This is a genomic window from Kribbella sp. C-35, from assembly GCF_046549195.1.
Classification (GTDB): domain Bacteria; phylum Actinomycetota; class Actinomycetes; order Propionibacteriales; family Kribbellaceae; genus Kribbella.
On the sequence record NZ_JAJPWG010000001.1, the window covers coordinates 2,123,116 to 2,136,628 of the forward strand.

General features: G+C 67.7%; 9 protein-coding genes. 1 reads left to right on the plus strand and 8 read right to left on the minus strand.

Annotation, left to right across the window (positions count from 1 at the left end; genetic code table 11):
- Positions 1-14 precede the first annotated feature (14 nt).
- The 6 genes from ACLJOO_RS10825 to ACLJOO_RS10850 all read right to left on the minus strand — a co-directional run bounded on the left by ACLJOO_RS10825 (position 15) and on the right by ACLJOO_RS10850 (position 7,512).
- Positions 15-359 (minus strand): hypothetical protein, encoded by a 345-nt coding sequence (locus tag ACLJOO_RS10825; protein ID WP_410786747.1) that lies wholly within the window; start codon positions 357-359, stop codon positions 15-17.
- On the minus strand, positions 352-849 hold the full coding sequence (locus tag ACLJOO_RS10830) for a hypothetical protein (RefSeq protein WP_410786748.1): 498 nt from the start codon (positions 847-849) through the stop codon (positions 352-354). The genes ACLJOO_RS10825 and ACLJOO_RS10830 overlap by 8 nt, the downstream gene beginning before the upstream one ends.
- A 556-nt stretch (positions 850-1,405) precedes the next feature.
- Positions 1,406-2,425 carry an HD domain-containing protein gene (locus ACLJOO_RS10835; RefSeq protein WP_410786749.1) on the minus strand — a complete coding sequence of 340 codons (1,020 nt, stop codon included), beginning with the start codon at positions 2,423-2,425 and terminating at the stop codon, positions 1,406-1,408.
- Positions 2,422-4,878, minus strand: a complete 2,457-nt coding sequence (locus ACLJOO_RS10840; RefSeq protein WP_410786750.1) for an ATP-binding protein — start codon at positions 4,876-4,878, stop codon at positions 2,422-2,424. The genes ACLJOO_RS10835 and ACLJOO_RS10840 overlap by 4 nt, the downstream gene beginning before the upstream one ends.
- A gap of 194 nt (positions 4,879-5,072) precedes the next feature.
- On the minus strand, positions 5,073-6,896 hold the full coding sequence (locus tag ACLJOO_RS10845; protein ID WP_410786751.1) for a hypothetical protein: 1,824 nt from the start codon (positions 6,894-6,896) through the stop codon (positions 5,073-5,075).
- Complete coding sequence (locus ACLJOO_RS10850) at positions 6,889-7,512, minus strand: hypothetical protein (RefSeq protein WP_410786752.1); 624 nt, start codon at positions 7,510-7,512, stop codon at positions 6,889-6,891. The genes ACLJOO_RS10845 and ACLJOO_RS10850 overlap by 8 nt, the downstream gene beginning before the upstream one ends.
- A 335-nt stretch (positions 7,513-7,847) precedes the next feature.
- Between ACLJOO_RS10850 and ACLJOO_RS10855 the strand changes: the two genes are divergently transcribed.
- Positions 7,848-11,792 carry a GH92 family glycosyl hydrolase gene (locus tag ACLJOO_RS10855; protein WP_410786753.1) on the plus strand — a complete coding sequence of 1,315 codons (3,945 nt, stop codon included), beginning with the start codon at positions 7,848-7,850 and terminating at the stop codon, positions 11,790-11,792.
- Between the two features lie 170 nt (positions 11,793-11,962).
- On the opposite strand, the gene ACLJOO_RS10860 is transcribed toward ACLJOO_RS10855, so the two are convergent.
- Together ACLJOO_RS10860 and ACLJOO_RS10865 are read right to left on the minus strand one after the other, a co-directional pair.
- A complete protein-coding gene (locus ACLJOO_RS10860) occupies positions 11,963-12,277 on the minus strand; it encodes a hypothetical protein (protein WP_410786754.1) in 315 nt (104 codons plus the stop codon).
- Between the two features lie 48 nt (positions 12,278-12,325).
- Complete coding sequence (locus tag ACLJOO_RS10865; protein WP_410786755.1) at positions 12,326-13,435, minus strand: mannosyltransferase family protein; 1,110 nt, start codon at positions 13,433-13,435, stop codon at positions 12,326-12,328.
- Positions 13,436-13,513: the final 78 nt, after the last annotated feature.

The following is a 13,513-nucleotide window of genomic DNA, read 5'->3' on the forward strand; positions in this document are numbered from 1 at the left end:
CACGCGGCGACAGGTCAGCCTTTGGACGTCTGCGCCAGCGTCGAGCCCGCGAGCTCTGAGAGCTCGCGAATGCGCCCGATCCCATCGTTGGGATCGGCCGGATCAAACTGAATCCTCTGCTCGGCATAGGGCAGGAGGCCGTCACGCAGCAGAGTCAGGATCCGGATGCGCTGAGCAACCTCGAACCGATCGACGCCGACCCAGCCCAGATTGTTCTCGTCGATTTCCTTCAGCACCTCGACTGCCGGATCACCGGCCAGCGTCTCGATGAGGTACTCGACCGCTACGTTGAACGCCCAGGAAGGGACGGACCATCTGATCCCAGCCGTCAACTCGATCGTTCCAGCCAATTTACTCATCTCCCACTACGAATACTCGATCGTCGAACCGGTCGACGAACTCTCGGACCAGCGAACGCTGGTCCCGGGTGAACTGCGAAATGTCGACCGGCACGAACTGGGCCTTCTCCAGATGGTCGACGACGCGGAGCTGCAGGTTCTCCCACTCAGCCTCGAAGAACCGCGCGGGGAAGTTGCCAACTGCGTCATAGGTCCTGCCATCGCCGTCTACCCAGTCGCAGTCGTCCGGCCGGGTAGCACGTGCGAGAGTCACTCCACGGTCGGCTTCCACGCGAAGCGCCGTCTCAGCTTCAGTTTCTCTGAACTTGCCGACCGCCGGGTCGTACCCAAGGCTGTAGCGACGGCTTTCGAGGTCGTCGACACTGGGTAACTGCCCGTCTGGATCGGTGGGCCGTTGCAGTGCTGGTGTGTCGGGGCCTGGTGCGTCTGGCCGTGGTGTGGCCAGTAGATGTACGCCGTCGGTTGCCGCTTCGAACGATTCCTCGCGCACCGGATCAACAGCTTGTTCGTCGGCTGCCGCGTGCCCTTCGGTCTCGGAGACGATCTCGTCGTCTTGGTCAGAGGCATCCCGAACGGTCGGGGTCGCATCGTCACTCGTGGTGGTGCTGTCTTGATCCGCGGCGGTGGTGGGATCGGCTGAGTCTCCGGTTGGCTGTGCGTGGTCCAGGGCTGGTTCATCGGCGGGTGCGTCGCCCCAGCCGTCGCGGGTGAAGACGGGGTTGGTTGCGATCCGGTTGCGGAGGTCTGGTGATTTCTCCGCGTCGGAGGGTTCGCGGTCCAGATCCGCGGTGCCGGGTTGAGGTTCGCGGTTGGGCTCGGTGCTGTCGGGTGCCTTTCGCGTTTCTGCCGGCGTCGCAGGGTGAGCGTCCATGGGCGGCTCGTCTGCCGGTTCACGCGGTCGAGGCGGCTCGGGGTTCTCGGATTTGCGGGGCTCGTTGGATGTGGGTTTGTTGTGGTCCGGCGTGCTGGGGGAATCGCCGGTTGAGTCTGGCGTCGGCGGGGGTGGTGCCTCGTCGGTAGGGTTGTCCGGGCCTCGAGGTGAGCGTCTATCCATCGGCGTCGAGGACTTCTACGGCGTGGACGTACTTCTGGCGCAGGCGCTTCTGTGTCGCTGGATCGAGTTGGCTCAGGCGGGCGGGGCTGCTGTTGTGTTCGACGTCTGCTCTCTTGACGAGGACTGCGGCGGGAGTCTGCACGAGACGAGTCAGATAGGTGTCGTGGTCCTCGTCGGGACGGCGGGTGAGCGCGTCGACCATTTCCACGACGGCCGCAGGCACGCCCAGGTCGTGGAGTTGGGCGAGTGTGCAGCTCGTGTCTTCGACCGAATCGTGGAGCAGCGCCGCCATCTGTTGGTACGGATCGGCACCGTTGCGGCGCGCAATGTCCGCCGCGCCACGGACGTGGTCGACGTACGGTTGCCCGCTCTTGTCCACCTGCTCCCGGTGCAGCGCAGCCGCCAGTTTGTCGGCGGTGGGCACTGTGTCGACCGGTCCCGTCAGGTACGAGTACGCGTCCGCCCAACGAGTGAACAGTGCGTCCAGACGCGAATCCACAGTCGCCAACGGAACGAAGTGCTCGACAGTCTCCGCATAGTACGAACGCTGCTTCGCTACCCGTGGATGCGTGTGCAGTCGTTGCACGTTGCTGTAGCGATCCGACAGCTTCAGCAGCAGTACGTCGGGAGGTGCCGCCGCAAGCTTCGCCAGGTACGCCGCCCGTTCCTCACCCTCCTGCATTGTCACGGCTTGAACCAGTTCAGCCGTACGACCACCGAACCGGCGTCCTAGCTCGCCGACAGTCCCTGAGGTGTCCTCAACAACGTCATGGAGCAACCCGGCGCGCAAGAGATCGACGTCTTCGACCCCAAGCCCCACAGCCAGAACATTCACCACTTGCAGCAGGTGCTGCCAGTAGGGCTCGCCGGCGGGTCGGGTCTGGCCGTCATGCCATTCGCACGCGGCGGCAAACGCGACGCCGAGATCGGCCAGCACCTCGCGCGAGACCAGGTCGCTCAACGAGGACTCCGCCGCGGTCCAATCCGTCCAGCCGCCGTAGATCTCAGTCATGTGGTCTCGCGGAAGATGTGGTGATGCCAGTTGCCGGGGATGGTGAGGGGCTCAGCCGCCTCGATGATTTGTCGGTGGCGTTCGGTGCTCGTGGACAGTCGCGCCGCGGCCGCGACCAAGCTGCCGTCCCCGAACAGTAAGGATTCCGGTGGTGGGCCTGGCCAGGCGCTCAGGAAGCTCTCGATCTGAACGTCGATCGAGCGTCCAGCCAGATCCAGCCCGCGGGCGCGCCAGCCACCGGTCGCAGGATGCGGTGCGTTGCGTGGACCGACGTAGCTCCGCAGCTCGTCCGCGACATCGGCAAAGCGGTAGAGGCCCGCCTGCCATTCGATCTCCTGCCGCCCGCAGACAGGCTCGCGCCGGGCAAGCGCCGCTGCCGCGACCTCGGACAGGTGTTTGGCCAGGCGTCGCGGATCGAGGTCGGTGGTGATGGCGTCGGCTCGACCTGCGACAGCTCTGGTGATTGCTTCGGCGACGGCACATTCCAGTTCGCGAGTGGGCACACCATCGGCCAGCAGGTCCCAGGCCGGCGTCGGTCTCGCCAGACCTGCGACGTGCGCGACTGTGAGGAGCTCGATCCACAGAGTCAACGAGGGACTGTCTGCGACGGTCCGTGCAGCGTTCGCGATGTCGCGGGTCGTGCACGGCCGGGTCAGGCAGCTGGCCCCACACGCGGCGGTCCGGCGACCTTGCGCCGCGACGGTTGGTGGTGAGGCCAGGCGGCGTTCGCGGGATTCACCGTGGGGGATTTGGAGGAGGATGGGGCGGTCCATGCCGTCGGTGAAGGTGGCGGCTTGGCCGGGTGGGAGGGAGACTACGGCTCGGGATTGGGGGGTGTCGAGGTTCATGGTGGCGCCGACGGTTTCGCGGTCGTCGGCGGCGGGGAGGCGGTGGAGGATTTTCAGGGCGGAGTTCTTGACTACGTCGGGGATGACTTTGCTGGGGATCTGTTCGGCTACGACGATGCCTTCGCCGTAGGCGCGGATCTCGGCGAGGAGGCCGGCGAACATTTCTACCGCGTGGCCGGCGGTGCCGTCGGTGCTTGCCTTGAGCAACCGGTGGGCCTCTTCGACGACCGTGACGTGGCGCAGGCCGGAGGCCGGTCCGCGGCGGACGCGGAGGTGTTCGATCAGGCGGATCAGGACGACGCCCATGCAGAACGCCTTGTCCTGGTCGTCGCCGACGTCCTCGAGTTCGAGTACGACGTTCCGGCCGAGCAGGTCCGCGACGTCGAGCGGGTGGCCGCCGCCCAGGAATCGACCGGGCGTCCCGAGCAGCAGCGAGGTGAGGCGGACGTCGACGAAGCCGCGGACATCGGCGGCGAGTTCAGCGCCGTACCCGATGTCGTCGACCACGGCCCGTGCGGTGAGCTGCAGATCCGCGAGCGTCGGGTACTGCGGGCCGCCCTGGCTCAGTGCGAGGTCCCAGCCGTACGACGTGTAGCACCGGGTCAGCGCCTGACTGAGCACCTGTGGAAAAGGTTCGTTCGCCTCGAAAGCAGCGAGGAAGAGCGCGCGTACGAGGTCGAGGTGCGTCTGCAGCGGGAACCCGGCCTCCGGCTCCAGCGGATTCAGGCTCAGCGGTACGGCGTCCGGATCGCCGAGCCGAACGACCGCGAGACTGGATGCCGAACCCAGCCGGCCGGCCATCCCGGCGTACTCCGCCTTCGCCGGCTCGATCACCAGCCACGGTACGGCGGCCGCCGTCAGGCCCTCGAGCAGGTGACGGATCGTTTGCGACTTGCCCGAACCGGTGGCGCCGGCAACGAACGCGTGCCGGTTCAACGTGTCCCGCGAAACGGTCATGGTCCCGACTGCCCGCCCCGAGGCGTCGATGACGTCCCCGAGCGGGATCCCGTCCGCCGGCGTCTCGGGCGTCAGGTCGAAACGCACCTGTTCGACCACGCGAACACCGGCGATCTCCCGCACCGGCGGCCGCGCGACCGCCGCCAGCAACTCCCCAGTCGCCTCGAAGGCACGGACCTCACCCTGAGCCGTCAAGGAGTACGGCGTGGCGTGCAAGTCAGCCGCCCCGGACAAGGTCTGCGCCACCAGCATCGCGCTGGCTTCATCAACCCCACCAGCCAGAATCTCCACCGACCACAAGCCGCCCTGCGCCGCCGAGAAATCCCGGTAGCGCGCCCGACTCCGCTCGAGCTCCAGCGCATCCCGACCTGAGATCTTCTCCCGGTCCAGCCCGATCGTCATCCGCAGATGGAGATCGTCGAGCAACTCGCCCCGCTCCTGCGCACCAAGGGGCGAAGCCCGCACGAACCAGGCGAACGCAGGCAACGCCTCCGCAAGATCCTCCAGCGTCCCCGCCGGCTCGACCTCGGCCTCGGACAGCGCCGTGAGTACGTCGTGCACGCCGTCCACACCCACCCAGCACGGAAACTCGACCGCGCCCGCAGCGACCGCCCGCGCACCCACCGGATACGAAACCGCGCCGTCCACCGGCTCGATCCCGACCCGAACCTCGATCGACCCACCGTCTACCGTGCGAATCCAGCAGCAACTGAACGGACGTCCCGCCGACGCCTGCAACCTCAACGCAGGCAGCAACCCGCGCCGCAATGCCGTCAGCCGCCCAGCCGCGTCCGTATCCGGCCCACCGGCCAACGGCACTGAGGTAACGCGCCACCGCGGAATCACGAGGCACCCAACCGCGGATCGCAATCCCCGAGCCGGGGACTCGCTGGATCGAGCGGATCCACCATCACAAAGGCAGTCGGCGACAACCCCTGCAGCACCGTCGGCTCGACGGAGTACTCGTACGTGCGCTGATACCCGACCGACGTACTCTCCGTCGTCCCGCTCGACGCCGAAGTCGACGTCGACTCCGACCAGGACGTACCGCCCGTGGTCGACGACGAGGACTGCTCGCCCGAGGTCTTGGACCCGGACCGATGCCGCCGACTGAACAGCAGCCCGAACGTCGCCTGCCGGCTGTCCGACGTCTGTACGCCGACCGAATCGCTCGTCGACGAACTGTTGCCGCGCGTCGTGCTGTCCGAGGTCGACGTGGACGTGTTCGTCCCGTGTGAATAGGTGAACTGGCTCGCCACCAACCTATGCTGCCGCCCGATGAACGTCGCGGCCTGCTCCGCTTCCTTCGCGTTCCCGAGGCGCATGAACAGTACGGCGTCCCCGCCACCGAGGAGCTCCACCGCGCTGTCCCGCAGATGCGCGAACAGCAGCACGACGCGGATCCCGTTGCGTCGGCAGATGCTGTCGAACCGCTCGAGCTCCGGCCGTGCCACCGCGTCGGCCCCGGCGATCACCACGATCCGCTCGCCCCGCCCCGACAGTTGACCGCGCTGGATCCGAACCATCGTGATCTGGAACAGCAGGTGCCTGAGCAACGACGCGGTCAGCTCGGGCTCGCGATGCGACAGTTCGAACACCCGTAGCGAGACGTCGTCGTCCTCCCACCCGTCCATCGGCGCATCGCCTGTGACCGCGGACAGCCGCTGCACGCCCGCAGCCAGCCGGAACAGCCGCGCCTCCGCCGTACGCCGAGCAGACTCGCTCAGCAGATCGGACAGCTTCGTGTACTCGGCCCGCGTCAACGGAGCCCGCTGATCCGGTGTGAGCTGTCGCAGCAGCACCTGGAACGCCAGGTGCAGTCTCGTGAAGGTCACCGGAGCATCCGTCAGGCACTCGACGACCTGCTGCACCAGCGTCGCGTCGACACCACGTGACTCGGTCTGCTCAGGCTCCGCCGCGCGCAACCCTTCGGCGACCACGACACCGATCTCATCAGCGCTCAGACCGGTGAGGGGGTTCAGCGAGCGCCCCTCGTCCGGTACGACGGCCGACCGGATCGGCGCACCGTGTTCAGATGCCAGCTGGCGCAGCGGCTCGATCACGGCGTCCTGTGTGAGGTCGAGAACGACGAGCCGCCCGCCCGCGCTCATCAACGAGCTCCCCATCGCGAGCAACGCAGCACGCCAGCCCGCGGCAGTCCCGCCGTACAGGTCGACGCGCTCCTTCGTCACCGGGCCGACCGGTACCCATGGGCGTACGGCGCTGACCTGCAGGGACTTGGTCTGCTCCCGATCGCTCAGGTCCTGCTGCCACGCCTGTACGTCGCGCTCGAACCGGGCCATCGTGCTGACGCAGTGGGCCAACCACAGCTGATGCTCCTTGACGGTCGCCCGTCGGAGCAGCTCCGGCCATCCCCAGCACAACCAGCCGAGACCGATCGCCACCGCGGCAGGCACCAGCGCCACCAACGGATCGACGACGACACCGACCACGCCGGTGGCCACGACGGCCGCGACCATCGTCCAGGTCAGGAAGGGGCGCATCCGTACGGCGGCAGCCCGCTTGGTCTCGAGCGTCGCAAGCTCCGACGGCGGCGGTACGGCGGGAACGGGCGGGTCCTGCTGCTCGACGACCACGATCTCTCGCCCGCGGTACTCCCAGCCCCACTGCTCGGCCTCACGGGTCGCGACTGCCGGCTCAGCCATGCGCCACACCGTTCAGCCGGTCCAGGACCACGCCACGCGCCAGATCCGCCAGGATCGCCTCGGCCTCCTGGACAGTTGCCGAGGCACGGCTCACCGTCGAGTCCCGCTCCGCGTCATCAGCTGTGGTGAACCGCCGACGACATCCGGCACAGTGCGTCGCGGACAGGTCGGACCACGCTCCGCAGTACGAGCAACGCCGGGCCTGGAGGAGGCGTTCGGCTGTGGATAACCGGCGACGTTCCAAAAGCGCACGCTGCCAGCGCGCCTGTGCCTGCGGCAGGTACTCGACCAGTTGCCGGTCCGTGAAGCTCTTCCCGCCGCCGGCCAGCACCGCCGAGGTCAGCCTCGCGGCTGCGTCCCGGTGGACTCCCGTTGCCTTCCCCATCGGTCCTACGGTCACCAGCAGCGGGAACCAGCCGAGCGTCTGCAGTCGCAGCGCCGCGTCGCCACGGTTCCAGCGCAGGGACATGGTCGACGTGTCGTCCGGATCCGCGGTCCAGCCGGCCGGGCGCAGCGCCACCTCGAACAGGGCTCGCTGCGGGGCGTCCAGCGCGGCATGCGGCAGGAGCAGGTGGGTGTGCTGCCGACGGACCAGCCCGGCACGTTCGACAGCCACTACGTCCTCCCGAGACCGTGCGGTCTCCCCAGCGGACCGCGCAAGGTAACTGTAGTTACCGCCTGTGCCTGTCGCAGCCCGATCGCGTTGCCACTTGTGGAAAACTCCGACCCCGATGCGGACCGAACGCGACGAAGTCTTGACCGCGCGTGATCGGCGGGAGACGATTCCGGCCGGGCGTGGGCTGACAACCTTGTCATCGGGGCCGCGTACCTACACCGGCGGACGGGGGCGTCCCGTGGTGCCGGCCGGAAGTGCAAGGAGCGTCGATGAATCTCCGCCGCCCACTGGGGCTCGTCACGTCTCTCGGGCTCGTTGTGACAATGTCTACTGCCATGACGTCAGCTGATGCCGTCCCGACCTCCGCGCAGGAGGTGGTGAGCGGCTCGTCGTACTTCACCTCCTTCGAACCCGGCCAGCCACAGCCGGGCTACACCGACGCCGTCGAGACCGGCCCGGACGGGAAGCCACGCACTGACGGGGTGCGCGGCCCGACGCCGACCGGGATCGGCGGCAGCGAGATGGACAAGGTCACCAAGGTGACCGCGAACGGCGAGAACACCGGCGGCGGCGAGATCGCCACGAACGCCGCCGACGGCGACAAGTTCACCAAGTGGCTGGTGTTCGAGCCGACCGGCTGGCTGGTCTACCAGACCTCGGCCCCGGTGGTGATCAAGAAGTACGCGCTGACCTCGGCGAACGACGCGGACGGCCGCGACCCGCAGAACTGGACCATCTCCGGTTCGAACGACGGCACCACCTGGACAACGCTGGACACCCAGACCGGTCAGAGCTTCGAGAACCGGTTCCAGACCAAGGAGTACAGCTTCGCCAACGACACGGCGTACACGTACTTCAAGCTGGACATCACGCTGAACCACGGCGAGAACATCGTCCAGCTCGCCGACTGGTACCTGTCCAACGGCGCCCCGCTGCCGCCACCCGGCCCGGTCGCCGAGTCGCGGCTCGACTCCGGCCCGACCAGCGCCTACAACGCTCGCGCCCGCGTCGGCTTCACCGGCGTCAAGTCCTTCCGGTACGCCGGGCACCAGGACACCGAGGGCCGCGGCTACACGTGGAACAAGGTGTCCGACGTCGACCTGAAGGTGGGCAAGGACACCCGCCTCTCGTACAAGATCTTCCCGGAGCACGTCGAGGGCGACCTCAGCTACCCGAGCACGTACGCCGCGCTCGACCTGGCGTTCTCCGACGGCACCTACCTGAGCGATCTGAAGGCCAAGGACCACCACGGCTTCGAGCTCAGCCCACGCGGCCAGGGTGACTCCAAGGCGCTCTACACGAACCAGTGGAACAACGTCGAGGCCGACCTCGGCAAGGTTGCCGCCGGCAAGACGATCACGCGGATCCTGGTCGGGTACGACAAGCCGTCCGGCCCGGCCGACTTCCGCGGCTGGATCGACGACGTCCGGATCGCCGCGGCGATCAACCCGGATCGCGCGGCGCAGAAGACCGCGGCCAAGCACCCGTCGGATCTCGCGCTGACCACCCGCGGCACGAACGCGACCGGCGGTTTCTCGCGGGGCAACAACTTCCCGGCAACCGCCGTACCGCACGGCTTCAACTTCTGGACACCGGTGACGAACGCCGGGTCGACGTCCTGGCTGTACGACTACGCCAAGGGCAACAACGAGGCGAACAAGCCGACCGTGCAGGCGCTGTCGATCAGCCACGAGCCGAGCCCGTGGATGGGTGACCGGCAGACCTTCCAGGTGATGCCGTCGACGGCGGCCACCCCGACCGCGGACCGGAAGGCGCGCGCCTGGTCGTTCAGCCACGACAACGAGATCGCGCGTCCGTACTACTACGGCGTCACGTTCGACAACGGCAACGCGGCCGAGATCGCGCCGACCGACCACGCCGCGATGCTGCGGTTCAGCTTCCCGGCCGGCAAGGCGTCACTGGTCTTCGACAACGTCAACAACAGCGGCGGGCTGACGCTCGACCCGGCGACCGGTGTGGTCACGGGGTACAGCGACATCAAGAGCGGCCTGTCCACCGGCGCCGGCCGGCTCTTCGTGTACGGCGTCGTGGACCAGAAGGTGATTGCCTCGGGCAAGCTGTCCGACGGCGGCGGCGCGAACGTCGGCGGCTACTTCATGTTCGACGCCAAGACCACCCAGGTGCAGCTGCGGCTCGCCACGTCGCTGATCGGCACCGAGCAGGCCCGGAAGAACCTGGAAATGGAGCTTCCCGCGGGCTCGAAGTTCGGCAAGGTCAAGGACGCCGCGCAGGCCGCGTGGGACGCCAAGCTGCGGACGATCGAGGTCGAGGGCGCGACAGCAGACCAACTCACCACGCTGTACTCGAACCTCTACCGGCTGTTCCTCTACCCGAACAACGGCTCCGAGAACACCGGGACCACCAAGGACCCGGTGATCAAGTACGCGTCGCCGACCTCGCCGAAGGTGGGCACCGACACCCCGACCACGACCGGTTCGAAGATCGTGGCCGGGCAGACGTTCGTGAACAACGGGTTCTGGGACACGTACCGCACGGTGTGGCCGGCGTACTCGCTGTTCGCGCAGGACGAGGCGGCGGATCTGGTCAACGGATTCGTCCAGCAGTACAAGGACGGCGGCTGGATCTCCCGCTGGTCCTCCCCCGGCTACGCGAACCTGATGGTCGGTACGTCGTCCGACGTCGCCTTCGCGGACGCCTACCTCAAGGGCATCAAGGGGATCGACGTCCAGGCGGCGTACGACGCGGCGGTCAAGAACGCGTCCGTCGTACCGCCGTCGCAGAACGTCGGCCGCAAGGGCATGGACCTGTCCACGTTCAACGGCTACACGGCCAACACCACCGGTGAGGGCTTCAGCTGGTCGATGGACGGCTACATCAACGACTTCGGCATCGCGAACATGTCGAAGGCCCTGTACGACAAGGCGAAGAAGAACGACCCGCGCAAGCAGGAGTACCTGGACAACTACAAGTACTTCCTGAACCGGGCCCGCAACTACGTCACGCTCTACGATCCGACGGTCGGCTTCTTCCAGGGCAAGGGTCCGGACGGTGTCTGGGGCAACTCCCCGAGCACCTTCGACCCGCGGGACTGGGGCCACGACTACACCGAGACGAACGCGTGGAACATGGCGTTCTCCACCCCGCAGGACGGCGCCGGCCTGGCCGCGATCTACGGCGGGCGGGACGGTCTGGCGAAGAAGCTCGACGAGTTCTTCAGTACGCCGGAAGACGCGCTCCACACCGGCGGGTACGGCGGCACGATCCACGAGATGCTCGAGGCGCGTGACGTCCGGATGGGGCAGTACGGCCACAGCAACCAGCCGTCGCATCACATCACCTACATGTACGACGTGGCAGGGCAGCCGTGGAAGACGCAGGCTCTCGTGCGTGAGGCGTTGTCGCGGTTGTACACCGGCTCGGAGATCGGGCAGGGGTACCCGGGTGACGAGGACAACGGCGAGATGTCGGCGTGGTACCTGTTCAGCGCACTCGGCTTCTACCCGCTGCAGGTCGGCTCACCGTCGTACGCGATCGGCTCGCCGCTGTTCACCAAGGCGACGGTCCGGCTGGCCGGCGGCAAGAAGCTGGTGATCAGCGCACCGCAGAACTCCTCTCGCAACACCTATGTGAAGAGCGTGAAGGTCAACGGCAAGAACTGGACGTCGACCGCCCTGCCCCACGACCTGATCGGAGGAGGCGGCAAGATCGAGTTCGAGATGACCGACCAGCCGACCAAGTGGGGCACCGGCCGGAACGACGCCCCGCCGTCGATCACCAAGCCGGGCGAGGACCCGACGACGTGGCGGGACTCGACCTCCGACACCGGCGCGGTGATCGGTGCGGGTGGCGCTGACGTCTCCGCACTCATCGACAACGACTCGAAGACACAGGTCACGCTGACCGGTGCCCAGCCGGCCGTCACGGTCGCCCTGCCGCAGGGTCGTCCGGTCGGCATGTACACGCTCACAAGCGGTGCGACTGGCACTGCTCCGTCAGCGTGGACACTGGAGGGCTCGAACGACGGTACGACGTGGACGACAGTCGACCGCCGTACCGGGGAGAGCTGGGCGTGGGCGTCGTACACGAGGTCGTTCAGCATCAGCTCGCCCAAGGCGTACACGCAGTACCGGCTGGTGCTCACCCCGGCGGCGGGCGCCGACGGCGTGACGCTGTCCGAGATCGAACTGCTCGGCACCTTGAAGGGCGTCGAGACCGGCACGCACCCGAGCGACAAGCGCGTCGCCGAGACGAAGCCGAGCCCGACCCCGTCCCAGTCGATCGACCGCAACTACGGCTGATCAGGACGCGAGGGCGACGGCTGATGCCGTCGCCCTCGATTCGTCCACCCGGCGGAGCCTGCCCCTGAGAGGTTCCGCCGGAAATCCGGAAGTTAAGGAGGGGTGGCGGTCCCCGCCCGGACTGCCACCCCTTCACCCCTATCGACGCTCGAACCCTCCCGAGGGTTGCCTCACCCCAGAACTGTCCACATGCCGGACAATGACAGGAACCAGACCAGGTTCACGGCCAGCACTCCGGCCGTCGCAACGACCGCGAACACCCACCCCAGACCGGCCCGCAGCGCCAGCACGGGCAGCGCCAGAGCCGTCGCCACGCCCCCGAGCTGTACGGCGAACAGCGCGCCACCGCTCTCCACGGCGCAACTCACCCCGGTCGGCGGGCACAGCGGCGCACCGAACTGACGCATCAGCGCGTACGCGCTGCCTGCCATCACGCCGACGAAGACCGCCTGCAAGGCGACCCTGCCGATCGTCCGGGCTTCCATGGGACCACGGTAAGTACGTGACGGGTCCAGCCGCCTGAGCAGAACTACTCAGCCGGACCAGCGGCCGGTGAAGAAGCCGGCTGCCCAGATGGCCGCCAGGGGTATCGCCACGGCCAGGTAGAGGCGGCCGATCCACGGTCTGCGTCTGGCCAGGACCGCGAGGCCGATCCACAGCGGCCACATGAGCAGGGTGGCTCGGGTGAGTGAGTAGATCCAGAACGACGTACAGAACGCGCCGATCGTGGCGGCGACCCAGGCTGCCTCGCCCCAGGACCTGCGCCAGAACAGCCAGGCGAGGAGCACCAGCGCGACGAACAGCGTGACCAGCTCGGCCCGAAACATCCAGGTCCAGTCGCTGCGGTCAGCCGGGAAGTGGCCCTTGCTCGCGGCCTCGAACGTGTGCATCAGCGAGATCCACGGCCAGGTGAACTCCCGCGCCCAGCCCTTCTCCTGTGCGTCCTGCCAGGCGAACCAGGAGCCGTGGATCTGCTTCAGGTACACCATGAAGCCGAGCACCGGTACGACGGGCAGCGCGAGCCACGGCAGCGACAACCAGTCACGCTTCTTCGAGGTGACGAACTCGACGAGCAGCGCGAAGATCAGGAAGAGCCCGGACACCCGCACCGTGGACGCCAGCGCGACGAAGACGGCGGCGCGTGCCCAGCGTCCCTGCCGAGCGGCCAGCCAGGCGGGGAAGGCGAAGGCACAGAACAGGGCTTCGGTGTACCCGGCGGCGAGGAACACCCCGACCGGAGCGCCGTACCAGATCATGGCGGCGTTCGGGCCGATGCCCTTCAGCTCCGGGAACTCGTACTGCGCCAGGCGCGCGAGGTACACGCCCGCCACGGCGCTGGCGACTGCCGACACCACGATGCCGGCGGCAACGTAGCCGATGCCGGTGTAGCTGACCAGCCGGACCAGCAACGGGAAGCCCGGGAAGAACGCGGCCAGCGGCGCACCGGACGGTTCACCGTTGTTGTAGCCGAACTCGGCGACCGCCTTCAGATGCCAGACGTCCCACTGGAGCCAGGCCTTCCACACGTTCGGGTAGTCGCTGCCGCGGTTGAACATGAGCGGCGCGGAGACCGACAGCACGAACAGCGCCACCCGGGTGACCAGCCACCACCCGAGCACCTCCCGAGCCGGCGGCGTCGGCATCCACCGCTGCCAGCCAACCCTGTCGACCCGAGCACGCCGAGCCCGCCCCGGCCTGGGCTCCCCAGCAGCAGAGCGCTC